The 24098-nt window shown below is 47.8% G+C and carries 22 protein-coding genes; 13 read left to right on the top strand and 9 right to left on the bottom strand.

Features of this window, described 5'->3' with window-relative positions:
* The first annotated feature begins 217 nt into the window (after positions 1-217).
* From N7E73_RS17800 to N7E73_RS17825, 6 genes are all read left to right on the top strand, one after another.
* The gene (locus N7E73_RS17800) at positions 218-3799 is read left to right on the top strand and encodes a PEP/pyruvate-binding domain-containing protein (protein WP_432736274.1); all 3582 of its coding nucleotides are present in this window, start codon (positions 218-220) and stop codon (positions 3797-3799) included.
* Positions 3800-3952: 153 nt separating this feature from the next.
* Positions 3953-4390, top strand: a complete 438-nt coding sequence (locus tag N7E73_RS17805; protein WP_432736275.1) for an exosortase system-associated protein, TIGR04073 family — start codon at positions 3953-3955, stop codon at positions 4388-4390.
* A gap of 95 nt (positions 4391-4485) precedes the next feature.
* A complete protein-coding gene (locus N7E73_RS17810) occupies positions 4486-5307 on the top strand; it encodes a DsbA family protein (protein WP_432736276.1) in 822 nt (273 codons plus the stop codon).
* Positions 5308-5314: 7 nt separating this feature from the next.
* A complete protein-coding gene (locus N7E73_RS17815; RefSeq protein WP_432736277.1) occupies positions 5315-6049 on the top strand; it encodes a methyltransferase domain-containing protein in 735 nt (244 codons plus the stop codon).
* 72 nt (positions 6050-6121) lie between these two features.
* Positions 6122-6619 carry a tRNA (N6-threonylcarbamoyladenosine(37)-N6)-methyltransferase TrmO gene (tsaA, locus tag N7E73_RS17820; protein WP_432736278.1) on the top strand — a complete coding sequence of 166 codons (498 nt, stop codon included), beginning with the start codon at positions 6122-6124 and terminating at the stop codon, positions 6617-6619.
* Positions 6620-6727: 108 nt separating this feature from the next.
* The gene (locus N7E73_RS17825) at positions 6728-7840 is read left to right on the top strand and encodes a hypothetical protein (protein WP_432736279.1); all 1113 of its coding nucleotides are present in this window, start codon (positions 6728-6730) and stop codon (positions 7838-7840) included.
* A gap of 99 nt (positions 7841-7939) precedes the next feature.
* Here the strand turns inward: N7E73_RS17825 and N7E73_RS17830 are convergent, their stop codons facing one another.
* The 8 genes from N7E73_RS17830 to N7E73_RS17865 form a co-directional block, all read right to left on the bottom strand.
* Positions 7940-8359 (bottom strand): cytochrome c3 family protein, encoded by a 420-nt coding sequence (locus N7E73_RS17830; RefSeq protein WP_432736280.1) that lies wholly within the window; start codon positions 8357-8359, stop codon positions 7940-7942.
* 17 nt (positions 8360-8376) lie between these two features.
* Complete coding sequence (locus tag N7E73_RS17835; RefSeq protein ID WP_432736281.1) at positions 8377-9132, bottom strand: 4Fe-4S dicluster domain-containing protein; 756 nt, start codon at positions 9130-9132, stop codon at positions 8377-8379.
* Complete coding sequence (gene fdnG / locus N7E73_RS17840; RefSeq protein WP_432736282.1) at positions 9132-12191, bottom strand: formate dehydrogenase-N subunit alpha; 3060 nt, start codon at positions 12189-12191, stop codon at positions 9132-9134. The genes N7E73_RS17835 and fdnG overlap by 1 nt, the downstream gene beginning before the upstream one ends.
* 24 nt (positions 12192-12215) lie before the next feature.
* A complete protein-coding gene (locus N7E73_RS17845; protein ID WP_432736283.1) occupies positions 12216-12446 on the bottom strand; it encodes a hypothetical protein in 231 nt (76 codons plus the stop codon).
* A gap of 499 nt (positions 12447-12945) precedes the next feature.
* Positions 12946-13782, bottom strand: a complete 837-nt coding sequence (locus N7E73_RS17850) for a class I SAM-dependent methyltransferase (protein ID WP_432736284.1) — start codon at positions 13780-13782, stop codon at positions 12946-12948.
* A gap of 197 nt (positions 13783-13979) precedes the next feature.
* Complete coding sequence (locus N7E73_RS17855; RefSeq protein ID WP_432736285.1) at positions 13980-14588, bottom strand: BON domain-containing protein; 609 nt, start codon at positions 14586-14588, stop codon at positions 13980-13982.
* Between the two features lie 84 nt (positions 14589-14672).
* Complete coding sequence (gene gcvT / locus N7E73_RS17860; RefSeq protein WP_432736286.1) at positions 14673-15734, bottom strand: glycine cleavage system aminomethyltransferase GcvT; 1062 nt, start codon at positions 15732-15734, stop codon at positions 14673-14675.
* Between the two features lie 55 nt (positions 15735-15789).
* Complete coding sequence (locus tag N7E73_RS17865) at positions 15790-17535, bottom strand: hypothetical protein (RefSeq protein ID WP_432736287.1); 1746 nt, start codon at positions 17533-17535, stop codon at positions 15790-15792.
* A 385-nt stretch (positions 17536-17920) separates the two neighbouring features.
* Between N7E73_RS17865 and N7E73_RS17870 the strand changes: the two genes are divergently transcribed.
* The 4 genes from N7E73_RS17870 to N7E73_RS17885 are packed head-to-tail and all read left to right on the top strand — an operon-like array spanning position 17921 to position 21000.
* Complete coding sequence (locus tag N7E73_RS17870) at positions 17921-18127, top strand: DUF6485 family protein (RefSeq protein WP_432736288.1); 207 nt, start codon at positions 17921-17923, stop codon at positions 18125-18127.
* Between the two features lie 3 nt (positions 18128-18130).
* Positions 18131-19156 carry a GAF domain-containing protein gene (locus N7E73_RS17875; protein WP_432736289.1) on the top strand — a complete coding sequence of 342 codons (1026 nt, stop codon included), beginning with the start codon at positions 18131-18133 and terminating at the stop codon, positions 19154-19156.
* A gap of 25 nt (positions 19157-19181) precedes the next feature.
* Positions 19182-20207, top strand: coding sequence for a rod shape-determining protein (locus tag N7E73_RS17880; RefSeq protein WP_432736290.1), 1026 nt, complete (start codon positions 19182-19184; stop codon positions 20205-20207).
* Positions 20208-20214: 7 nt separating this feature from the next.
* Positions 20215-21000 (top strand): inositol monophosphatase family protein, encoded by a 786-nt coding sequence (locus N7E73_RS17885; protein WP_432736291.1) that lies wholly within the window; start codon positions 20215-20217, stop codon positions 20998-21000.
* On the opposite strand, the gene N7E73_RS17890 is transcribed toward N7E73_RS17885, so the two are convergent.
* Positions 20993-21508, bottom strand: coding sequence for an NUDIX hydrolase (locus tag N7E73_RS17890; protein ID WP_432736292.1), 516 nt, complete (start codon positions 21506-21508; stop codon positions 20993-20995). The genes N7E73_RS17885 and N7E73_RS17890 overlap by 8 nt on opposite strands.
* 128 nt (positions 21509-21636) lie before the next feature.
* On the opposite strand from N7E73_RS17890, the gene rimI reads away from it, so the two are divergent.
* The 3 genes from rimI to tpiA are packed head-to-tail and all read left to right on the top strand — an operon-like array spanning position 21637 to position 24089.
* A complete protein-coding gene (gene rimI, locus N7E73_RS17895; protein WP_432736293.1) occupies positions 21637-22101 on the top strand; it encodes a ribosomal protein S18-alanine N-acetyltransferase in 465 nt (154 codons plus the stop codon).
* 42 nt (positions 22102-22143) lie between these two features.
* Positions 22144-23334 carry a phosphoglycerate kinase gene (locus N7E73_RS17900; protein ID WP_432736294.1) on the top strand — a complete coding sequence of 397 codons (1191 nt, stop codon included), beginning with the start codon at positions 22144-22146 and terminating at the stop codon, positions 23332-23334.
* Entirely contained in the window at positions 23334-24089 is a 756-nt protein-coding gene (tpiA, locus tag N7E73_RS17905) for a triose-phosphate isomerase (RefSeq protein WP_432736295.1), read from the top strand. Before N7E73_RS17900 ends, tpiA begins: the two co-directional genes overlap by 1 nt.
* The last annotated feature ends 9 nt before the right edge of the window (positions 24090-24098 follow it).

The following is a 24098-nucleotide window of genomic DNA, read 5'->3' on the forward strand; positions in this document are numbered from 1 at the left end:
CTTGTTTTTTCCCGGAAGTGGAAAACTTGGTCCGGAGTTCTTCCGGAAAATCTTTGGATAGACTTTTTTGTCTGACCCCTGTCTTTTTTCTGGGCAGGGTGTTATCTCTATTTATCAACTGTTCTTATAGATTCTTTTAGAATATCGATATCTGATTCAGGCGGGCAGCCAGGTAAAATGCCCGCCTGTAAACTTCATGATGTGCAAGGAGGAAGCAATGGCTGGTAAGACGGAAGAAGCCGGCACCGCTAAGAAGGCGGATGTCGCAGCTCCCAAGAAAGCTCAGAATAAGAAACAGCTTGAAACCAAGCTGGTTCTCACCGGTGCTGATATTGTTGAAATCGGAGAGGAAGCTGAGCTGCTGGTTGGTGGTAAAAACTACAATACTGCACTGATCAGCCAGGTCGAAGGTATCAGGTCTCCCCAGTTCAGGGCAATTTCTTCTATCGCTTTTCACAAACTCCTTGATGAAACCAGAGTTCATGCAAGTGTTGTAAGGGCTGTTGTAGACAGTGAATACAACGCGGTGGACTGGAGCAGTGAAGAGGTAAACAGTGACAGTGAATTTCTTCAGAAATTTGTTCGTTCCATAGCCCATGTGATCAGGGAAGAAGCCAGAAAACATTCTGATGAAACTCAGATCCAGCTCCGGACATTCATCAATAACGTAGTTGAAGGGTTTGCAACCTCCCCTGAAGGTATCGACCAGTTGCGCAAGCGTTCGGTTCTGGTCCAGAGTGCCATCCTGTCCGTTTCTCTTCCTAAAGAGGTCGAAACAGCGGTCAAGGATGCATATCTTTCCATCTGCAAGGACGCAGGACTTGAGAATGAACCCGTTGCCGTTCGTTCCTCTGCTGCCGGAGAGGACAGTCGCAAGAAGGCTTTTGCTGGTCTCCAGGATACTTATCTTAATATTGTAGGTGAGGAAAATTGCGCCACAGCCTATCACTGGGACTGTGCATCAGCCTACAACCTGCGCAGCATGACCTATCGTCGTGAAGCCATTCTCGACGCTGTAACCCTTGCTGAAAATACCGGTGACACCTCCATTGCCGAGAATGCCAAGAAAGAATGGGCAATTGAGAATACCTCCCTTTCCGTCTGCATAATGCGCATGATCAACCCGGTTATATCCGGTACCGCCTTTAGTGCAGACACTGCAACAGGATGTCGCGGAACTACCCGCAATGATCTGGTCTCCATTGACGCCAGCTACGGTCTTGGTGAGGCGGTCGTAGGCGGTATGGTCACTCCCGATAAATTTTACGTGTTCCAGCGTGACGATGGTTCCGAAGTTGTAGTTCGTAACATGGGCTGTAAGGACAAGAAGATCGTCTATAGCGAAAAAGGCGGCACCAAGGTGGAGAAAGTCCAGTCCGGTGCCGTGTACCGCTGGGCACTTTCTCTGGCCCAGGCTGAAGAAGTAGCTAAAGGCGTCAGGTCCATCAGCAAGGCCTATGGCGGCATGATCATGGATACGGAATTCTGTCTGGATGCAGCCGACAGACTCTGGTTTGTTCAGGCTCGTCCGGAAACGCGTTGGAATGAAGAATTTGAGCAGCATCCCCATTCCATTTTCATGCGCAGACGCGAGGTTGATGCCAAGGCGCTTATCGGTGCTGAAGTAATTCTCGAAGGTAACGGCGCATCCCGCGGTGCCGGGCAGGGAACCGTAAAATATCTTCGTTCCGCCCTTGAACTGAACAAGGTTCACAAGGGTGATATTCTCGCTGCAGAACGCACTGACCCAGACATGGTTCCCGGTATGCGAATTGCCTCCGGTATCCTTGCTGACGTCGGCGGAGATACCAGCCATGCCGCGATCACTTCCCGTGAGCTGGGAATTCCTGCAATCATCGGTATTCAGCGCCTTGAAGTGCTGCGTTCCCTTGACGGACAGGAAATTACCGTTGACGGTTCCCGCGGTAAGGTCTACCGCGGCCTGCTGCCCCTAAAACAGGTGGGTGGCACTATTGATACCGCAAAACTTCCCGCGACCAAGACCAAGGTCGGTCTCATTCTGGCAGATGTGGGGCAGTCCCTGTTCCTTTCCCGCCTGAGAGAGGTTCCTGATTTCGAAGTAGGTCTGCTTCGCGCTGAATTCATGCTCGCTAACGTAGGCGTGCATCCTCTTGCTCTTGAAGCGTATGACAACGGCAACCTTGACCGTCTGGTCCAAAAGAAACTTGATGAGCTTGATTCCCGTTTGACCACGGTGATGAAGTCCCAGCTTGATTCCGGGCTGATCACCTTGAACCTTAAACTCAGGGAGTACGTTGGCGCGCTGACCGGACTGACCGATGAGATGGATTCTCTGGCCAACGCCAATACCGCTCGCGGAACCGAGGAAGTTCTGGCCATGCACCGCAAGCTGCGTGAGCTGGATAAGAAGCTCGACCATTATCTCGAACACGCCGCCGAGAGCCTTTACACCCTCAAGACTTCAGTCAAGATCGAGGAGCATGTAAAGGCGGTCATCGGTGTACATGCCGATGAGTACTCTGATTCAAGATTCATCTATAAGCGCACAGAATCACTTGATGAACTTCCTGAAGTTCTCGAAAAAGCCAAAAACAACCCCGTGGTTCTTGAGTACATAGAAAAAATCAGAGCATTGCGTGAAGAAGTTGCCCTGAAGATGGGACTTAAATCCGAGATGGACGAAGTCACCACCCTCAGGCAGCGCATTTCCGATATTCTCAGATCCCGAGGTCTGCGTTCCGGTAAGGAAAACTATATCCAGACTCTGTCGCAGGGGCTGGCTCTCTTTGCCATGGCCTTTTACGGAAAGGATATTGTCTACCGGACAACCGATTTTAAGACCAACGAATACCACAACCTGCTTGGCGGACTTCTCTTCGAACATCATGAAGACAACCCCATGCTCGGTTATCGCGGTGTTTCAAGAAACGTTCATGACTGGGAGCTTGAAGCCTTCAAGCTTGCCCGTGGTGTCTTCGGCGGAAAGAATCTGCACGTCATGCTACCCTTCGTAAGGACCATTGAGGAAGCACGCAGCATGAAGCGTTACCTTTCGCAGGTGCATAACCTTGAATCCGGTAGGGACGGCCTCAAGCTGATTCTCATGGCCGAGATTCCGAGTAACGCTGTGCTCAGTAAGGAATTCATCAAGGAAGTTGATGGATTCTCCATCGGTTCCAACGATATGACCCAGCTGGTTCTGGGGACTGACCGTGACAACTCAAGGCTGCAGCACATCTATGATGAAGAGGATCCGGCTGTTGTCTGGGCCATTCTCTCCACCATCTTTACCGGTCAAAAGTTCGGAAAGAAAATCGGGTTCTGCGGGCAGGGTGTGTCCAACAGTGTCATCCTGCGCGGGGTAGTGTGCATCGCCGGTATTGTTTCCGCTTCCGTTGTGCCGGATACCTACCTGCAGACCAAGTTGGACATGGCTGCGGTCGAGGCTGAAAACATCAAGGTCAGCGAACTAGGCAAGTGGATCAGAGCCCGTCATTTCGAGCGCCTTGCCAAGCTTATGGAAGAGAACGGCTACAGCCACATTATCAAGAAGTACAAGACCCCTGAAGACCTTGAAGACTGGTACGAGGGAGAGATCAGAAGGCTTAACGAGCAGCTTCGCGATAATATCGACACTCCCAAGGAAGACTTCTACCGTCAGGAAATGGATACCTTCCGTGGAACTTTCCACAAACCGGTTATCTATTCCGCTTGGAATTGGAGCCAGACCGTAGAAGATGCCATGCATCATGCCGGTTTTGCTACCTACGAGGAGCAGGAAGAAGCTCTGCAGAAGCAGCGCTCTAAGACTTGGTAGTAATAATTGAATTATAAGATTAAAGGCTGTCCCCTAGAGGGGCGGCCTTTTTCTGTTTTAGGGTCAAGAAAGGTATAAAAGCCTTGCAAATCAACGCTTATTCTTGACATGGAAGTAGGGCGGAGGCATATATTGGAGCTAACAGGAGTTACAATGATCAGATCACGTAGATTTTTTAATATATTTTTTATTACAGTTACTTTGTCCTCCATGCTGCTGGGCGGTTGCTCCATGAGCTCCAACAACTATGTCGGACGCGAAGAATCATATGCTGACCGGGCTCCCCGCAAGCTGGGCAGAGGAATGACCAATATAGTTTCGGCGCCGCTTGAAGTTTTTAATCAGCCGGTTGAACTTGCTACGCAATCAAATGAACCGGCAGAACAGGCTGCCGGATATGTGGGTGGTTTGTTTGTTGGACTGGCTTATTGCGGAGGACGTATGGTGTCCGGAGTATACGATGTTGTTACATCTCCGTTTGGTGGACCTTCAGCTCCGACAATGGAGCCGGATTTAATTTCGTCCGAGTTTGTTGATAAGGTTGATGAGCGTGACGCTCAATATTCCGATGTGACTGGACTTGGTGAATAGCAAGACCTGCTGTCTATTATGAGTTGAACAAAACCTCCTCGGATGATCCTGATGGAGGTTTTTTTATTAATTTGATATTCAATACGGGAATCAGGATGTTAAAAAAGAGCTTACTTGTTGTTTCAGTTGTTTTTCTTTTTAGCGGTTGTGCCAACAAACAGATGTTGAAAGATCAGATTGCACAGGTTCTTCGTGAAAATCCGCAGATTGTGCTTGAGGCTATGCGTGAAAACAGCTTGGATGTGCTAACAATTGTTGAGCAGGGAATTGATGCCCGCGAAAAGGCCAAACGTGAAGCACAGTTCGAAAGTGAAATCAGTAACCCTTTTAAGCCGGTAGAGTTGCCGGGACGTGTTTCTCTGGGAAGGGCCGATGCACCCGTAACTATTGTTGAGTATACTGATTTCCTTTGTCCTTACTGCAGCAAAGGTGCGAAAGTCGTACGCAAGCTGGTTGAAGATAATCCCGGAAAGTACAGACTTCTCTTTAAACATCTCCCATTGCATGAACGTTCCCGCGAACTGGCAGCTGTGTTTGAGGCACTGACCATGATTGATGTCGAACAGGCATATAAATTTCATGACCTCGCTTTCGAACATCAGAAGGAACTTTATAAGGATAAGGATGGAGTTGTCCTCGGCCAGATTCTTGCGCAGGTCGGTGTAGACCTCGCGAAGCTGCAGAAGAAGCTTGAATCCCCCGAGGTGCAGGAAAGGCTGCTCAGCGATGAACGAGAGGCGAAGGAGTTCGGTCTTAACGCTACACCGACTTTTATTGTGAACGGTGTGTCTATTCGCGGTTATCTTCCTGCCGATCGTTTTGAAAAAACAGTAGACCTGATTCTTGAAAAATCAGCCAGCGTCAAAACCGAAAGCGGAGATGGCGAGGTCTGTGAAGATTGTCTCAACCAGATGTAGGTGATTGATGCGCAACTTTTCGAATATTTCAGAGCCGCCGGAAGACCTGCATATCTGTTTCGGTGGAGGCAATTTCAGGGCGATCGGTGACAAGATGATCGGTATCTGTCGGGACAGGCTCGGACTTGCACCAGATGAGATGGTGCTTGATATCGGGTGTGGCATAGGCAGACTGGCCTTTCCGCTGCTTGAATATCTTTCGGAAGATGGAGGATATGAGGGGTTCGACACTTTTCCGGTGGGAATTAAGTGGTGTTCTGAGAATATTACCCCGGAATTTCCTAATTTCAATTTCCAACTTGTAGATATTTTTAACTCTACCTACAATCCATACGCAAAGACCACTGCGGCTGATTTCGTCTTTCCATTTGAAGACAACAGCTTTGATCTGGTGATGCTCAATTCCGTTTTTACGCATATGATGCCGGATGATATCTTCAATTACGTAAAGGAAATTGATCGTGTTTTGAATGATAATGGCCGGATTTTCGTGACTTTTTTCCTCGTCAATGAGGAGTCCCGTGAGCTGATGAAAACCGGTAAGAGTGTTCACGATTTTCATAAATACGGGATCTTTTATACTGCCGATCCTAAAGATCCAATGGATGCTGTAGGTTATGACGAGCATTTTGTCCGTAATATTTTTGATCGGTATCGGTTCAGGATCCAGGATATTTTGTACGGAACATGGTGCGGGCGTCAGGCCAAGAACCATCAGGATATTCTGCTGATTACCAGATAATGATTTTAACCCTTCTGCTGGTTGTTTGCAGAAGGGTTTTTACTTTTATGAATTCCAGAAGAAGAGGGTGCTATGTCTATAATAGAGAAGGACGCAATAATTTTTCACCCAATCGGCCATATCAGATCTCCTTTTGATAAACCTGAAGGGATGCCTATTCAGCCTGCCGGAGCCAAAGATATTGAAGGGCATATTGAACTTTATGCTCCTCTTGAAGAAGGTTTGAAAGACCTCGACGGTTTTTCCCACATTATTCTTCTGTACCATTTTCATGGTAATTCTGAATTCAGTCTCAAAGTTACTCCGTTCATGGACACAGAGGAAAGGGGCGTTTTTTCAACAAGGGCACCTAGGAGGCCCAATATGATCGGCATGTCTACCGTGGAACTTCTCTCCATAGAAGGAAATGTTCTCAAAATACGAGGAGTTGATGTGCTGGATAAGACTCCCTTGATCGACATCAAACCTTATGTGGCAAAGTTTGATGCGGTCCCGGCTACAAGGTTTGGATGGCTGGAGGAGAATGCCGAGAAGTCAGAATCATTGAAATCTGATGGGCGTTTTGTGTGATGGGGTTCAACGGATGGCAATGCGCGAATGATTCTATAAATATTAAAGTGTTTATTGTCCGCGTTTCTTTTGATAATGATTTTTTGAATCACATCAAAGGAGGCCTTTATGAAGTTCTATGCAATTGTTTGCGTGGCAGTTTTAGCTTTGAGTTCGGTTACCGGATGCAATCATACTAAACAACCCGCAGTGTCCGGTTTATGTCCGATTTCCTATACTGTAATGTCTGATACATCTGGTAACTTTACTGTCCAAATAGGGAGTGAAGATATAAAGGATTTTTCTTTAGCAGCAGAACTCGAGGCCGGTGTTTCTCGGAAAAGCTGCACTGCACATGCCTTGTGCCCATTTGTTAAGTATGTGAGCGAATATCCATATAAATTTAAAATGATAATTAAGAAAGACTGTGAGTTTGTAATTGAACCGGTCGTTACACCTAAGTCTTCATCAATTAAATTGGATGAGAGTGCAGACCGAAGCGGGCAGAAGCTTTATTTCGAAGACTGGCGAAAGTACAACAATCAGGAGTTAGTTTTTGTTGGGGTTAATAAAGAAGAGCCGATGGGGTACTTTTTTAAAACCAACGAGATGAAGGTATGTGCAGACGGCGCCCCTAATGCTTATCATATAGACAATAAGGGGTTGGATTATCTGGCAAATGCAGGGTATTCTAAAGATGTAAACAAAAGGAAATCATGGTGGCGCAATGTGCTTGCTGTGGGAGAAAACGGTGCAGATGCTCACGTACAGCAAGAAGGAAGATACGCCGGTTTTTTTGTTTCGAAAACAGCTCTTGTGGACAAGAATAAAGATAATAGAGAGGTATCTAAATATGTTGATGCCAGAACAGTGCCATACCTTGTTTTTCCGGGTAATTTTTTTAAGATAAAGGGTTCCGGGACACTTGGAGATTTTGGTGTTGCATATAATTATAAAACCAAAAAGTATGCACCATTCATTGTTGCTGAAATTGGACCGGCAAAAGCTAATCTGGGTGAGGTTTCCATCCGCCTGGCTGAACAATTAGGGGGCGTCGCTGTTAATCCCCGGAACGGAGCGGGGGTACCTAGCGGAGATACTTTGTATATTGTTTTTCCTTTCACTCATTCCAGTCCTAAATGGCCTCTATCCGAAAAAGACATAACTCAGCAGGTTTCCCAGTATCTTGAAGTTTTGGGTGGGATTGATAATATAGTCAAAAAAGTTCCTGTTGATGACTGATTCACTGCAAATAGCTCCACAAAAAAACCCGCCGAAGCGGGGTTTTTTGTGGAGTGCTCGGACTTGTGTCCTTGCTTAGAATGTAGACTGTTCTTTCTGTTACTTTATTCCTTCGGGGTGACATGCGGAGTTGACACATCCGGTCATTTCCTTGTCATTACCAAATTCCCTCACATGGCAACCGAGGCAGGAGGGACGTTTGGTATTGTTGCGCTTGAAGTGCATTGCCTTGAAGTAGGATTTGTACCCCTTGGTCGGCACTGGTTCAAAGTTATTGTGACAGGTTGCACAACTTGTGGGTTTGCCCGCCTTTTTGATGTTGTGGTGGCAGTCAACACATTCATAGTTAGCGTGGCTGGAATGGTTGAAGACAACGCCCAGATCACGGTCACTTTTGCCCTTGATGAAATTAATGACAAGGTCATCATCAGGAGCGGTGTATTTTTCCTGGGCAACTGCACCCAGTGCCACAAACATAATGCCCATGCAGCACAGGCATGCGATCAATAATTTTTTCATCTTATTTCTCCTGCCTGCTAAGCTTCATTTTTCTGTCCAAGTGCGGCAGTGAGGAAGCTGCGTCTTGAACGCTTGGGCGTGGTTGCCCGGTTGGCCATGATTGTCTTGCGCTGCTCAGCCGAGGCTACCAGAGTTTCATGGTAGTTTTCAGGCTTTGATTCGCAAAGGTAGATCACGCGTACATCCTCGGGATCGGCGAGGTATGCGTTCGGTTTTGTCTTCTTTACTTCAGCAAGACGTTCCTTGGCCAGTTTGAGCATATCTTCGCGGTCACCAAAGTTCATGGTGCCGGTCGGACAGCTCTGGACACATGCCGGAAGCATTCCCATTTCTACACGATCAAGGCACATGTCACACTTGGACCATTGTCCGGTGACCTTGTCCTGACGGGGAATGTTGTAAGGGCAGAGTTCCCAGCTTTCCAGCTTGTTCTTGCGGATCACGGCCTTGTCGGTCATGACCACAGCGCCGGTTTTGGGATCCTGCACAACCGCACCGGGGGCGTACATGTTTGTGATGTACTTGCAGGGCGGTTCAATGCAGTGGCGGCACTGTTCAGGAAAGAACAGCCACTGGAACTTGCCGTTTTCATCGCGGGCTTCGCTGAAACGAACCAGGCGAATGGTGTTGAAGGACAGATCCTGCGGGTTCTGGTGCGACCCTACGTTGCGGGTCTGCTCTGCGGGCAGCTTTTTCCACTGCTTGCAGGCCACCTGACAACCGCGGCAGGCGGTACAAAGGGTGAGATCTACGAAGAAGCTTTTACCTGACATTAGTTATCACCCTCCTTCCACTTGCGAATATTGACCATGAAGGCTTTGTACTCGGGGATACCGGTGTTGGGATCTCCCACGTTCGGGGTCACAATGTTCGCTGAGTCTCCGCCGTTGACCGGAGTTACCCAGCCGTAATGCCATGGCATACCGACCATGTGAACTTCGGATCCTCCGATGTTGTACGGCTGAATACGTTCGGTAACCATGGCTACTGCCCACAGGGAACCGCGAACGCTCTCAACGGTAACTTTTTCACCGTTTTTGATTCCGCGCAGTTTGGCAAGCTCAGGGCTGATTTCAACAAACATCTGCGGTTCGGCTTCTACCAGCCATGACTGCCAGCGGGTCATGGAACCGGTCTGCCAGTGCTCGGTGATGCGGTAGGTTGTTGCGACAAAGGGATATCTCGGATCGCAGACAGCCTTGTCCTCTCCTTGGATCTGAACAGCCGTGGGGTTGTGCAGAGTCCCGGAGAAAGGATGGTCTTTGACCGGACATTCCAGCGGTTCGTAGTATTCAGGCATGGGACCGTCAGCCAGTCCGGGACCGTAGAGCTGTCCGTAACCGTTTTTACGCATAATGAACGGATGTTTGGTTCCGGGTTTCCAGCCGCCGTCGGGTATATCACCGATCCACTTTGAGCCATCCCATTTGATAACTGCCTTCTCGGGATTCCAAGGTTGTCCTTTCTGGTCAACGGAAGCTCTGTTGTAAAGGATGCGGCGGTTTACCGGCCAGCACCATGTCCAGTTGGGGAAGAGGCCGATATTTGCCTGTTCTTTGGTCTGGGTAGCGTCGTGTCGTTCGGATTTGTTACCGTCATCTGTTACAGAGTTGCAGTACAGCCAGTTACCGGAGGTAGTGGAACCGTCTGCCTGCAGGAATGCGAAGCTCGGAACCTGCTGTCCCTTCTTGAACTTCTTGCCATTGATTTCAACATCACGGGTGAACCAGCCGTTGCAGAGCTTGGCGGTCTGGCGTGCGCTGAAGTGCATGTGGCCTTTGTCGTCAGCTTCACACATGTTCTCAAAGGTCAGGCGGGTGATGGGTTCAGGGTACGCACCGCCTTCCTTTTCATAGAGTTCCTTGAGTTCCTCCCATATTTCATGGAAGTAGTGACCATCGGTCTTAACATCACCGAAAGGCTCTGGGCCCTGGTAACGCCACTGCATCCAGCGACCGGAGTTGGAAACGGAACCTTCTTTCTCGATAGCCGAGGCACAGGGGATGAAGAAGGTTTCGGTCTTTACTTTCTTGGGGTCCATGTCAGGGCCTTTCCAGAAATCGCTTGTTTCGCACTGGAAGAGGTTGACGTTGACCATCCAGTCCAGTTTGGAGATAGCCTTACGGGTCTTGTTGGCATCGGAGCTTGAACAGGCAGGGTTCATACCCCAGATAAGACCGCCGGTGAATTTTCCCTGATACATACGATCAATCAGCGGAATCCAGGAGTACACGCTTGCCTTGTGGTTATCGAGGCGGGGAAGGTACTGATAGCCCTGGTCCGGAGTGTCATCGGAGTACATGGCCTTGATAAGGCTGGCGGAATACTTGGGATAGTTCTGCCACCAGTTGGCACTTTCAGGGTCGTTGCTTACAGGGGTATAAGTCTTGTTGTACTGCTCAAGAGTGTCCTGTCCTGCCAGGGGAGTTTTGAGGTAGCCGGGCAGGATGTGGTAAAGCAGTGCGTAGTCAGTAGAGCCCTGTACGTTACACTCGCCGCGCAGTGCGTTAACACCACCGCCTGCAATACCGATATTACCCAGCATGAGCTGGATCATGGCCATGGCCCGGATGTTCTGTACGCCAACCGTGTGCTGGGTCCAACCCATGGCGTACATAATGGTTCCGGCCTTGTTCGGTTTACCGGTGGCAGTGTAGGTGTCGTAAAGCATTTCAAGATCTTTCACAGACACACCGGAGATGGAGGATACTTTCTCGGGAGTGTAGCGAGAGTAATGCTTTTTCAGGATCTGGAATACACAGTTGGGATCCTGCAGTGATTTGTCCTGCTTGGGTATGCCCTTGTCGTCCAGTTCAAAAGCCCATTTGGATTTGTCATAGGCGTTGGTTTTGCTGTCAAAGCCGGAATACAGGCCGTCATTGAAGTTGAAATCCTTGCCTACTATGAAAGAAGCGTTGGTGTAGTCCAGCATGTACTGATGGAAATAACGCTTGTTCTTGATGATGTAGTTGATCATACCGCCGAGTACAGCGATATCAGTACCCGAACGCAGAGCAATGTATGCATCGGATCTTGCGGAAGTACGTGTGAAGCGAGGGTCAACGTGGATGATTTTTGCACCACGTTTCTGGGCTTTCACCGCCCATTTGAATGAAATGGGATGGTTTTCGGCAGCGTTACTGCCCATGATTAAAATACAGTCACTGTTCTGAAGATCATTCCAGTGGTTGGTCATCGCACCGCGTCCGAACGACTCTACCAGAGCCGCAACAGTTGCGCTGTGTCAGATACGTGCCTGATGCTCTACGTACACCAGGCCGAGTGATCTCATGAATGTGTGCATTGCATAACATTCTTCGTTATCCAATGCCGCTGAACCGAGAGATGCTATGCCCATGGTGCGGTTAACTACCTGTCCATTGGCATTCTTTGTTTCAAAGCTCTCATCGCGTGATTTTTTGATGAGACGAGCGATGCGTTTTTTACAGAAATCCCAATCCTTCTCTTCCCACTGTTCGCTAAATGGAGCGCGGTACAGAAATTTTCCAGGACGTTTGGGGTTTTCGGTCATTTGAATAGTGGCAGCTCCCTTGGCGCAGAGAGCCCCTTCGTTAATGGGGTGGTCGGGGTTACCCTCGACGTTGACCGCTCTCTTTGTTTCAAGGGAGGTGTTGACCAGAAGTCCGCAGCCTACAGAGCAGAATGCGCAAACTGATGTGGTCTGCTTGGTCCACTTGGGACTGAGCTGTTTGGCCCGTTCCTCAGCAGTGTTAGCGAAGGCCTTCCCGAGCCCCCCGAACACCGGGACCGCAGCGATGCCTGCAGCCGCAGCAGTCGTCAGTTTTACAAAATCTCTACGATTAATTCTCATCATCGCTCCTAAAATTTTGTTTAGTTATCTTCCACGAATTTCACGCCCAAGGGTCAGAAGCAGATCATATCCTGAGACGGAGACGAAAGTATGTTCGACCGAGGTCTCCATGACCGGGGGGCAAGAAGTGAATACCTCGCCGTATTCCGGCTTCATTTTCCCGGCTTCTTCGGCACATGCTTCCAAAGAAATGCCCAGACCGTTGAAGGGCAGTTGAAATAACGTTTCCCCAGCAGATTTTTCAGAGCTTTTCATTTCTGACCAGTTCTACAAAATAAGGTTAACGTTTTCCCAATCAGCCTTGATACTCAGCAGAAAATGATTTCCCGTGTTGTGACTCAGACGCATTTGATGATAGTGTGAGCCGCTTTTTCATTTTCTGAAGATAAACTATACATGCAAGCCTCAGAGTGAAAAAAAATACTGCTTGCGAGGTGAATGACACAATCTTAATTATGTCTGAGTTTGCACAATAGTAGTGATGTAATTTAACTTGCTGTTTTTTAAGTTTTTAATGTTAAATGTGTTTGCTGTGACTGAATGTACTTAGAAGATGAAAGGCGGGATGATAGTGGAAAACGTGTTTTTTAGTATTTTTAAGCAACTATCTGAAATAATACAACTAAACTAAATTGTGATGAACAGCTGTGTTTGTAATAGATATAATTGTTGCAAGTGAGACATAATAAAGGGCGCCGGGCATGGAAATGAGGCATCAAAATTTAATTTTGATGCCTCAAGCTATATAAATCAGCTAGTTGCGTGCTATGATTGCAAATTCATTGCTTTCGGTTTGGAACAAGGAACCAGAGACATCTGAGTAGAATTCCAGACTTTTGAAGCCTATTCTGCTGAATTCATCTGCCAGCCCTGCCGGATTGAAATATTGAAGCCAGTTGAAAACTTCCCGGGTACGTGAAGATTCAACAATAGTATATTTATCCAAAACGATTTTTTCAGCTTCGTATTTAAATCTGTTTAAGAAACCGTAGTATGGATCGGCAGACCAGAATCCGTTCATAAGATTTTTGGCAAAGGTTGATTTTTCGCTGATGGATCTAAAGGCTTCAAGTGAGTAAACATCAAGCAGGACTGCTCCGCCCGGAGCAAGCATGGAATAGAATTTATGGAGCATTATTCCGCGTTGCTCCGGACTTAATACACAGAAATCGCACATGATCATGGTGATCAGGTCAAACTTATCACTGGAATTGAATGTCAGGTAGTTCTCGTTGATGTAGTTTATTGATAGTGATGCTTTCCTTGCAACTTCTTTTGCATATGCGATGGAGTTGGAGGAAAAATCAATACCGGTAACATCAGCGCCTGCCTGCGCAAAGGCGGTTGTGTAGAGTCCGGGACCACAGCCGAAATCAGCTGTTTTTCTGCCTATGCCAAGCTCAAAGTGATCAATAATCCACTGGCTTGATCTGGCTATGAATTCGGAATTACGCGATGCAGCATCAACATCGGGGTTAAGATGATACATGAGCATCTGCTGTGCTATATGGGGGTCGGTCCAAAGGTCTGATGCAGAATAAACTTCAAAGGGGAGGGGACGTGCAGTAATTTTTTCAAGTGCTTTAAACATAACAAAACCTTAATATCCTTTTAATGAATATTAGTTCGAAAGGCTGCCACGTATTTTCTCTATAGTGATCTCGTGCAGCGTTAGAGTCGAAGGTCTATATTTTGTTTAAAGCAGAGACATGAGATGCTAATTATCTGTCGAAGGCCGTAAAGTCAATCGGATTTGGCAAGAAGGCAGTTGTAACTGTGTGTGAATGCTCAATTAAATAGTCTGCGCAATGGTTGCACTCGTCTGGTTTTACTTGTTTCCGGCGATGGTATCTGCATGAAATTGATAATCTTGTCTGATCCTGCCATTTCACTGATTTTGCTGCATACCTGTTGCTGTTCTTCCTGATTGAGAATTCCGAGCACAACAACAGTACCTTGAACAACCTTTACGGTTACTTTGGAAGAAGGGTAGTCTGGCTCAAGCATGCCCTTCAACTTGATTTCAAGTGCAGACGGCCCATCTTCTCCGGTCTTGACTTTGTTGGGCAGGAAATAGCTGATCCCTGAAAGAGTGCTTACGGTCTGAGCCTTTTTTATCAGATCATCGCGCATCTCATCATTCTCTACCTCTCCGATGAGAAATCCATGTCCTAAATAGACATAACAGCTCACTTGCATCAGACTCGCAGGACTATCCAGCAGAAGTGCCTTGCGTAATTCGAGCTGAATCCGGCTGTCCTGAGCCTGAGTTCTGTATGAACGCTCGTCCTGTGCTGATTTAAAAATTCTGCCGTAAGGAATGAAGCCGGAGTGTGCCGGACTGGAGAGGGTAATCAAAATGATTGCGAGGGATGTAGAGATAATTGCGTTCTTCATGCTCGTCTCCGGTTTCATGTCGGCACTGGAAAACAGCCCCCGTTCCTAGCCTGAAAACGGGGGCTGTCTGATCTCAGGTCAGAATTAGTCCAGTTTTTTGCGAGCAGTTCCTTCCTTGTAGAAAGGCAGTTCCGTCTTGCTTGCATCAAGGCTGGCGCGTGCACATTGGACTACGAACGCATTTGCATCTGCGGCCTCTGCAGCTACGTAAGCCAGTGCGATGGAATATCCGAGAGTAGGGGAGAAAGAGCCGCTGGTGACTACACCTACTTCCTTTCCGTCCAGAAGAACCTTGTCGCCATGACGGGCAGAGCGGCGCCCTTGGATGGTCAGAGGGATGAGCAGTTCTTTTACTTCAGTGTATGCGTCTGCCGGCAACAGGAATCCGTAACCGCCTTCACGGGGGGTGTGCTCAGTATCGAGATCCTGTCCGTAGAGAGGGTATCCGCACTCGAGACGCAGGGTGTCACGTGCTCCGAGTCCGATCGGTTCCACCCGTGCATCTGCTACGAGCTTTTCCCACAGGGATTGAGCCTTGTCGGAGGGTAGATAGAATTCATACCCCAGTTCGCCGGTGTAACCGGTACGGCTGACAATCAGTTTGTAGCCGTCGAACGCAGTTTCTTCAAAGTTGAAGTATTTGAGGTGCTTGAAATTACGTCCGAAAACTGATTCAAGGACATCTAGTGCCAGAGGGCCCTGCAGGTCGATTTTTGCGGTTTCATAGGAAATATTATCAAACTCAAGGCCAGCTGGAAGATGTGAGGAAATCCAGTTGAAGTCGCTTTCCTCGCACGCGCCATTTACAACCAGCATGTAGGAGTCTTCTGCAAGGCAGTAGATAATGAGGTCGTCAAGAACCCCACCTTTTTCATTAGGCAGGAAGCCGTAGCGGCATTTTCCCGGAGCAAGGGTGTCGAGATTCTGGGTAACGATTTTGTTCAGGGCATCTTTGGCTCCCTTGCCGGAAAGCTTGAATTCGCCCATATGGCTGATGTCGAATACGCCTACCTGTTCACGGGTATGCTTGTGTTCGACGATGATTCCCTTGTACTGGACCGGCATTTCAAATCCTGCAAAGGGAACAAGTTTGGCTCCGTTTTCACGGTGCCATTCGGTAAGAGGGGTTGTGCGCAGTTCTGACATTTTTTCTCCCATATATTTGAGGGCATTATCTTGTCTGATAACGCCCTCACAATTTTTAAACCAGTCCGCTCACGCTGATCCCGTCTTCATATAGGGATCGACTTTTGCGGATGGACCTGAATTCATCAAGTATCACCACGAGTCTTCCATAGAGCTTTTTTATTTTCAGTCCGTAATCTGTCAATTCGTCATCATGTTTAATAATATAGTTACGTCTTAGATACGAATCGTTGAGAACCCTGTCGCCAATCTTCAGGGTTGTTTCAACCAATTTATCAAAATAGTTTACAATTTCAAATTTAAGATCATTCATGATTCCCGTCATGATTTGCAGCATCTCAAGATATGAAATTGTTTTACCCCGATACTTCCTTTCCTTGAGGTCTTCAAGGGTTTTAAGTTTACGGGCCTGCTGGATGAAGCTGTATTTGGACCAGACCTCCTGATAAAGGTCGGTCATTTCATTGAAAGGTTCGTAGTTGTTCGGGGCAAGCAGGTAGCTGTCCAGAACTTTTACAACGCTCGAATAGAATTCGTCGGAATACCCGATAATCCTGCGCTGGTGCTTTGAGAGCCATGCAAAGAGGAACTTGAGCCGTTTTTCGTGAGTGTCCGTGTCCTGAATGATTTCGTTTCGTTTGTAAACGATGGAGCCGTTATACTCGCCGCGAACAATGTCGTTAAGCAGGATGGTCATGCTTGAGGCATCCTTTATGACATTAAATCTGTAAGTACATTCTCCGGTGATGGGGTGGATTACTTCCTGCTTGTAAACGGAAAGGGCTCGGTCTTCGCGAATATTCTCAAGGTTGAATTTGTGTTGGCGGTATTTGACCTTGAGGATGACAACACGGTTTTTCTCATCAACAAAGAAACCGCCTTTCTTCATGTCGGCAATAGTTTCGGTGTTGTCCGGGCTGACCTGTACCAGAGCAATCTTTTCCACTCTGGGGTAGTACTTGGCCTGAGGATGATAAAAAAGAGAAGTAATGGTTCTGTCGGACTGACCCAGAACACGGACCATGAATTTCTCTCCCATGCGGAAAAGTCGTCTGGCGAACAGGGCAGAAGAGGTGCGACGTTCCGATACAATGGGGAAGCCGTGAAGTTCCATAAGATAGTTGTAAACAAACAGCCTGTTGTACTCGTAGAGCAGGTTGTCGCCGGGTTTGAACTTACCGATCTGGATTCCGAAACGTTTGAGTTCGGTGTCCAGGTCTGAAGGAAATGACCCGAAAATGCCGGAAAGATAGAATCGGCCGGTCTTGTCCTGAGCCATTACATGAGCCCGTTCTATTTCCAGCAGATAGGGCATTATTTTGCCGTAGTTTTCGATGTCGGAAATGTCCGTGTTGCCGTATTCGTGCAGAAAATCTTTGTGAGACCTTTTGGGCAGGCGGCTTTCAAATGTTTCGATATTTGTCTTACGGATTGATTCGAAAAGCGGACAGGCGTCTTTGGTTGCGGTGTCGTCAAGGAGTCTGGGGCTGTGAAGGATGTCGAACTGGAATATTTCCTGAAAAAAATTAAGCGGCCTCTCCAGAGCAACCATGCTGAAGCCTGGCAATCGTTTATATTCGTACAGGTCCACCTCAAATGAAGGCAGAAGTTCGCGGGGTTCTACCAGAGGATACTGCTTTTTCTGCTCAAAGTAGGGTCGCAGAAGGCAGTTTTTTATGTGCATATGGTCAAGATAGCACCTCAAACCGTCGAGAGAGTTGAGGTCGTATATCTCATTACGGTCTTTGGCTTCCGGATCACAGGTTTCTCCTGTGTATTGGGAAAAAGCATCCTGCCACATATATTCACCCGTTTCATGCCTATTTAAAGCTGGTCCCCCGACCGGACCGCCAAGACATTTTGTCGTTATTATATTATATAGATGGTTATCCCGAACTGCAATTAATTACAATACAATTTTTCTAGATTTTGTATAGAATATGAGCTGATTTTGTGTAAAAAGGAATGATTGGATGCCGAGATCTCTAAAAACGTATCCTGCTGACATTTTATAGGCATTTCCTGTAGTTGAGGTCTTGGGGAGAGCAGGGAGCTGAGGAGAAAAATAACTCGACTCAAATGGTCTACGTGTTGACCGTCAAGCTTCTTTGAAATAAGAATGATACGGATTTCCAATTTGTGAAAAAAGATAAATCCAAGAAAAGATTAGACGAGGAATTACATATATGAGTGACAGTATTTGTGCCCGCCAGGCCACTGGCAAAGACGACTGCCCCTGTACTTATTCAAATTGTTCCAGACGTGGAAACTGTTGCGCATGTGTGGCATATCATCGCGGTAAGGATCAGCTCCCGGCCTGTTTCTTCACTCCTGAAGAGGAAAAAACATATAACCGGAATATTGATTATTTTATTGAGTGCAGGACAAAATAGAATATGCCCAGAAATGAGATACTTATAAATATCTTAAGCATTGTCTGTAATGTTTTCGAAGCGCATACGGTCGTTCTGTATCTTCCGGACGGGCAGCACGGGTATGCACTGGCCAATTATTTCAGTCTTGGAGATGATGTTTCCCCGACAGGGGCGCCTTTACAGAAAAAAAGCCTTGCAGGGATTGTGATCGGTAAGAATGAACCTCTTTTTATCAATAACATGGATAGAAAAGGGTCAACTACGCTCGGATATTACACGACCAAAGAAGAGGCTAAAGTCAAGGCATTCATGGGTACACCTCTTGAACAGTCCATGGGGGCCATCTGTCTGGACAGCAAGCGGACCTATTCCTTCAGCACTAAGGATCTGAAGATTCTTTCCCAGTTCGGGAAAATGATTACTTCGATGCTTTCGTGTATCCGTTCGGTTGATGCCGAAGGGAAGAAGAATGATTATTTCATGACCCTCAAGCTGCTGCATGATCTTCGCAAAAGGCAGCCCAAGTGGAATTCCTTTCTGGATAACCTGCTTGGTATGACGGCTGGTGCAAGCGGCTTTTCACACGCTTTTCTTACTGTCATCGATCAGCGTGGGGCTTCTTTCTATGTTGAAGGGGAGAGTCAGCCCATTCTGCATCGTGGAGATTCAAAATCAGTTAGGTATCCGCTTGGAAGTGGGTTGGTCGGTTGGGTGTACAAGAACAATGAGCCCATATTTATTGAAGAAAATGGGACAGCACAGGCTGCAACCAGTCTTTTGGGAGCAAGTGCAACTACAAGGGATTTTTTAAGCGTGATATGCCTTCCCCTTGTTTTTCAGCGTAAAACCAGAGGAGTTCTGGTTTTTGCCCATGAAAATTCAAAGCGGATTGATGAGGACTTGAAGGATTTTCTGTTTATGGTATCAGAGTATTTGACTCAATTCCTTGAGAATCTTTTGCTTAAAAGCAGGCTGGCTGAAGCACGGTCTGCGTTGCAGCAGGTCGCACCGGCTAAATCCGATCCGGTCTTGATAAACGACAGATAACCGCTTCATGCAAGAGGTTTGACATATGATCTGGGCTAAACTTATGAGTTTTCTGGGCAAGGATCTTGCCATGGATCTCGGAACAGCCAACACCCTGCTTTATACGCCCAAGGACGGAATCATTCTGAATGAGCCCTCCGTCGTAGCTCTGGACGCCCGTGACGATTCTGTCATAGCTGTAGGCAAGGAAGCCAAGGAATATCTTGGTCGCACACCGGACAAGATCAAGGCCATCAGGCCCATGAAAGACGGTGTTATTGCCGACTTTGAAGTGACCAAGAAGATGATCGCCTATTTCATCCGTAAAGCGATCAGCGGGATGAATCTGGTTAAGCCCAAGATTATCATCTGTGTTCCCACCGGGATCACTCAGGTGGAAAAAAGGGCGGTTATTGAATCCGGCCAGCAGGCAGGAGCAAGGGAAGTTCGCCTGATAGAAGAGCCCATGGCCGCAGCCATCGGTGCCGGACTGAACATCCATCTGCCCGAAGGAAACATGGTTGTGGACATTGGTGGCGGAACCACTGAGGTTGCAGTCATTACCCTTTCGTCCATTGCGCACAGCCAGTCTGTCCGCGTGGCCGGAGATGAGATGAATACTGCCATCATGCGCTACGTGCAGGACAAGTTCAAGCTTCTTATCGGCGAGAATACCGCTGAAAGGGCAAAGATTGAGATCGGCTCGGCAATAGAACTTCCCCAGCCTCTTACCATGACTATTTCCGGTCGTAATTTAATCGATGGTAAGCCTAAATCCATCGAAATCAACGATGCCCAGATCAGGGAGGCGATAGCTGATCCCGTGGCGGCCATTGTCCATTCCGTAAGGGTGGCCCTTGAAAATACACAGCCGGAACTGGTTGCTGATATTGCTGACAACGGCCTGCTGCTTGCCGGAGGCGGAGCTTTGCTCAAGGGGCTGGACAGGCTTATCAACCGTGAAAGTTCTCTTAAGGTCATTATAGACGACGACCCCCTCACCACCGTTGTGCGCGGAACGGGCCTTAGTCTGCAGAAAGGCCTCGGTTTTGAGAAAGTGTATATAAATTAGCATAGTCATGAAATCCATACTTGAAAATGCTACCCGTACAGTTCTCGCTGCCGGTGAAATCATCCGAGAAAATTCCCGCAAACCAAGGCAGATTAAGCATAAGGGCAGAATTGATCTTGTCACAGAGACAGATCTTGCTGTGGAGGAATTTCTTAAAGCACAACTTTCAGAAATTCTTCCGGGAAGTACTTTTTTAGCTGAAGAAACTTCCGGAAATGCAACACTTGGAAACCTGACGTGGATTATCGATCCCCTTGACGGAACAACCAATTTTGCCCACGGGCTTCCGTTTGTGGCTACATCTGTAGCCCTATGGCAGGATGACCGCGTCGTTCTTGGAATAATAAACCTGCCGTTGATGGGTGAAATTTTTACTGCCGTCAGGGGTGGCGGGGCGTACATGAACGGGGACGCGATTCATGTTTCGGAATGTGATGCTCTTGAGGATTCTCTTGTTGCCACCGGATTCCCCTACGCCATTGAGGAACATGTGGATTTCATCACAGCGGCGTTGCGCAACGTTCTGCTGTGCACGCAGGGTGTGCGCCGTCCCGGTGCTGCGGCTTTTGATCTGGCTTATGTTGCCTGCGGAAGGTATGATGCTTTTTATGAAAACAGTCTGAAGCCTTGGGATACCGCAGCTGGATGGTTGTTGGTCGAGGAGGCCGGGGGGCAGGTCAGCAGCTATGGGGGACAGGCATTTAATCTTTATGCTCCCAATATTCTGGCTGCAGGACCAGGAATTCATGAGCAGGTGGATTCACTGCTCATAGCGGCGTTAAAATCTACCTGAATTTGAAAAGAATACCCTGATCATGCAGAAAGACCAGTGCCGGGGTCAGCAGTTCCCGATATTCACTGATCAGCCACTTCAATTCACTTTTGGAATAAAAATATCCTGATTCCACCTCTTCAGGATTTGTTTTGGGTATTGAATTCACTTTTTCAAGTATATATATGGAAATGAATTCGTTGCCGGTTTCTGCTGAGGCGGCGATCTCTTCAATCATACGCAGTGTTGTCTGCCTGATGCCAAGCTCGTGATCAAGTTCTCTAAGAGCTGCGTCTTCTCGAGATTCTCCAGCATAAACGTGTCCCCCGGCGGAAATATCCCACCGGCCGGCATAGAGCTTTTTGGCGGCACTTCTTTTCTGCAGATAGATTTTGCCTCCCGCGTCATAGATCAAGACAATCACAGAGCGGTGGAGAAGGGACTGGCGGTGAACCTCCCTGATGTCCATTTTGCTCAAGGGGCGATCCCGGTCATCGACCACCTCGACGAGTGTTATTTGTTTTTTCACTTTTTTTGATTCAGTATTTGTTTTATACATTAGCTGTTCTTTCAATTTGCCGGAATCGGGTGTAAAGGGTTCTCGTTGATTTGATGTGACCGTTACTAAACTTGGGTTACTGACAGAAATTCTACATTATGAAAAGCATAGAAGTCATCACCGGCGATCATAATATAATTGAACTTGGAACGGAGCATATCTCACAGCTTCGGGCATTGGAATCCACTTGTTTCGAATATCATTGGACTGAAGAGCAGTTCAGGCTCGGCCTGGAAAGAAAGGCTTTTTACGTTCTGGGGTGTGAGGAAGAGGGGATGTTGGTCGGATACCTGGCCTATTCGATCATTTTGGAGGAAATGGAAGTTCTGAATCTGGGTGTACACCCGGATTTCAGGCGAAGGGGAATTGGTAAGGCACTGATGCTTAAGCTATTGCGGAAGTGCAGGGAAATGGAGATCAAACGAGGCTTGCTGGATGTGAAAGAAACAAACCATCCGGCCATTGCGCTGTACGAAAGTCTGGGCTTCAGGAAAGTCGGGATCAGGAAGAATTATTATCCCGACACCAGGGAAGACGCCCATCTGTATGACTTGGAAATCTGACGGCTTTAACCAATTAAAAACAGCAAAAAACACGGAGTGATCATGCGCTTCATTGACCAACTTGACATTGCAGGAAAAAAACTGCTGATGAGAGTTGATTTCAACGTCCCACTGGACGGCGAAACCATCACTGACGACAACCGCATCAAGGCCGCTGTCCCCACCTTCAAATATGCCCTTGAAAAAGGAGCATCGGTTATCGTCATGGCCCACCTTGGCAAACCCAAAGGCAAGAGAGTTGACTCACTGAGTCTTGCTCCTGCCGCAAAACGTCTTGGTGAATACCTCGGAATGGAAGTTCCCCTGGCTCCCGACTGCATTGGTCCCGAGGTAGAGAAAATGGCTGCCGAACTCAAACCCGGCCAGGTTATGATGCTTGAAAACCTGCGCTTCCATGCTGAAGAGCAGGCCAAGACCCCTGAAGAAAGGGGCGATTTCGGCAAACAGCTGGCTGCCCTTGCTGATATTTATGTGAACGATGCATTCGGCGTGGCTCACCGAGCCAACGCTTCAGTTGTAGACGTTCCCTACGCTGCCAAAGTAAGCTGCGCCGGTTTCCTGCTCAAGCTTGAGTGGGAATATCTTGGTGAAGCTCTCAAGAATGCCCGTAAGCCGTATATTGCGGTTTCAGGCGGTGCTAAAGTTTCCTCCAAGCTTGGAATTCTCAACAACCTGATCGGAAAGGTTGACGATTTTATCATCGGCGGTGCCATGGCCAATACCTTCCTGCTTGCACAGGGCAAGGACGTAGGTAAATCTCTGGTGGAAGAAAGCCTTGTAGACACCGCAAAGGAAATTCTGGAGAGAGCTGCTTCTTCCGGAACAACGCTGCATCTCCCTGTTGATTTTGTCTGGGGTACTGACATTGAAACTGCGCAGGGCATCTGTGATGGCGACAACGTTCCTGCAGACGGAATGCTGCTTGATATAGGACCTGAGTCCATCAAGAAATTCTGTGATGTGATCAAGGCTTCCAAGACTATTGTCTGGAATGGCCCCATGGGGCTTTTCGAGAAACCAGCTTTCGCTGAAGGTTCCCTCAAGCTTTGCCAGACCATGGCTGATCTTGACGACGCAACGACGATTGTAGGCGGCGGTGACACCGATGCGGTTGTTCATCAGGCCGGTCTCGAAAAGAAATTCACATTCATATCCACAGGAGGCGGATCTTTCCTTGAGTTCCTCGAAGGCAAAGAACTTCCCGCATTCAAAGCACTCAAGGAGAACAGCTAATGAAGAAATTAATGGCAGCCAACTGGAAAATGTATAAAACCCGCGCTGAAGCCAAGGCTACCGCGGAAGACTTAATGAACAGAATCGATGGCAAGCTTCCGACTGACCGTGAAGTTGTTATCGCAGCTCCGTACACCGCCCTTGAAACCGTTGGCTCAGTGCTCGCAGGCAAGCAGAATTGCTCCTTGAGTGCCGAGAACCTCTATCCCGCAGAAGAGGGTGCATATACCGGCGAAATTTCTCCGAGAATGCTTCAGGATGTGGGTTGTGTATACGCTCTTGCCGGTCATTCCGAACGTCGCTCCATTATGGGGGAGACCGATGAGCTGGTAGGAGAGAAAGTCGCTTTTGGTCTTAAAAACGGCCTTTCCATGATTTTGTGCATTGGTGAAACCATTGAAGAACGTAAAGCCGGTGAAGTTCAGAAGGTCATTGATAGGCAGCTTGAAGCTGGTCTTAAAAATGTTCCTGCTGATTTTGCCTCTGAAACTGTGGTTATCGCTTACGAACCTGTCTGGGCTATCGGTACCGGAGAGGTGGCTGGAGAAGGTGAAATCGTAGAAGCTCATGGTTTTGTTAGAAAAAAACTGGAAAAGATTTTTCCTGAAAAAGCCAATGAAATACGTATCTTATACGGTGGAAGTGTTAAACCAGGCAACTGCGCCCAGATAATTGCACTTGACAATGTGGACGGTGTATTGGTAGGAGGCGCGAGCTTGGACGGTGAAAGTTTCAGCCAGATTGCTCTGGCTTAGAAATTCACC

The sequence above is a fragment of the Maridesulfovibrio sp. FT414 genome (genome assembly GCF_050916235.1).
Lineage (GTDB): Bacteria > Desulfobacterota > Desulfovibrionia > Desulfovibrionales > Desulfovibrionaceae > Maridesulfovibrio.

Bases quoted from the DNA above. Each gene is read 5' to 3' on its own strand.
- N7E73_RS17880 (WP_432736290.1), top strand. From the start codon at position 19,182: ATGATCTGGGCTAAACTTATGAGTTTTCTGGGCAAGGATCTTGCCATG.
- N7E73_RS17835 (WP_432736281.1), bottom strand. From the start codon at position 9,132: ATGTCAGGTAAAAGCTTCTTCGTAGATCTCACCCTTTGTACCGCCTGC.
- N7E73_RS17855 (WP_432736285.1), bottom strand. From the start codon at position 14,588: ATGAAGAACGCAATTATCTCTACATCCCTCGCAATCATTTTGATTACC.
- N7E73_RS17810 (WP_432736276.1), top strand. From the start codon at position 4,486: ATGTTAAAAAAGAGCTTACTTGTTGTTTCAGTTGTTTTTCTTTTTAGC.
- N7E73_RS17825 (WP_432736279.1), top strand. From the start codon at position 6,728: ATGAAGTTCTATGCAATTGTTTGCGTGGCAGTTTTAGCTTTGAGTTCG.
- N7E73_RS17800 (WP_432736274.1), top strand. From the start codon at position 218: ATGGCTGGTAAGACGGAAGAAGCCGGCACCGCTAAGAAGGCGGATGTC.
- N7E73_RS17815 (WP_432736277.1), top strand. From the start codon at position 5,315: ATGCGCAACTTTTCGAATATTTCAGAGCCGCCGGAAGACCTGCATATC.
- N7E73_RS17830 (WP_432736280.1), bottom strand. From the start codon at position 8,359: ATGAAAAAATTATTGATCGCATGCCTGTGCTGCATGGGCATTATGTTT.
- gcvT (WP_432736286.1), bottom strand. From the start codon at position 15,734: ATGTCAGAACTGCGCACAACCCCTCTTACCGAATGGCACCGTGAAAAC.
- N7E73_RS17850 (WP_432736284.1), bottom strand. From the start codon at position 13,782: ATGTTTAAAGCACTTGAAAAAATTACTGCACGTCCCCTCCCCTTTGAA.
- N7E73_RS17845 (WP_432736283.1), bottom strand. From the start codon at position 12,446: ATGAAAAGCTCTGAAAAATCTGCTGGGGAAACGTTATTTCAACTGCCC.
- N7E73_RS17865 (WP_432736287.1), bottom strand. From the start codon at position 17,535: ATGTGGCAGGATGCTTTTTCCCAATACACAGGAGAAACCTGTGATCCG.
- tsaA (WP_432736278.1), top strand. From the start codon at position 6,122: ATGTCTATAATAGAGAAGGACGCAATAATTTTTCACCCAATCGGCCAT.
- tpiA (WP_432736295.1), top strand. From the start codon at position 23,334: ATGAAGAAATTAATGGCAGCCAACTGGAAAATGTATAAAACCCGCGCT.
- N7E73_RS17805 (WP_432736275.1), top strand. From the start codon at position 3,953: ATGATCAGATCACGTAGATTTTTTAATATATTTTTTATTACAGTTACT.
- N7E73_RS17900 (WP_432736294.1), top strand. From the start codon at position 22,144: ATGCGCTTCATTGACCAACTTGACATTGCAGGAAAAAAACTGCTGATG.
- N7E73_RS17885 (WP_432736291.1), top strand. From the start codon at position 20,215: ATGAAATCCATACTTGAAAATGCTACCCGTACAGTTCTCGCTGCCGGT.
- rimI (WP_432736293.1), top strand. From the start codon at position 21,637: ATGAAAAGCATAGAAGTCATCACCGGCGATCATAATATAATTGAACTT.
- N7E73_RS17875 (WP_432736289.1), top strand. From the start codon at position 18,131: ATGCCCAGAAATGAGATACTTATAAATATCTTAAGCATTGTCTGTAAT.
- N7E73_RS17870 (WP_432736288.1), top strand. From the start codon at position 17,921: ATGAGTGACAGTATTTGTGCCCGCCAGGCCACTGGCAAAGACGACTGC.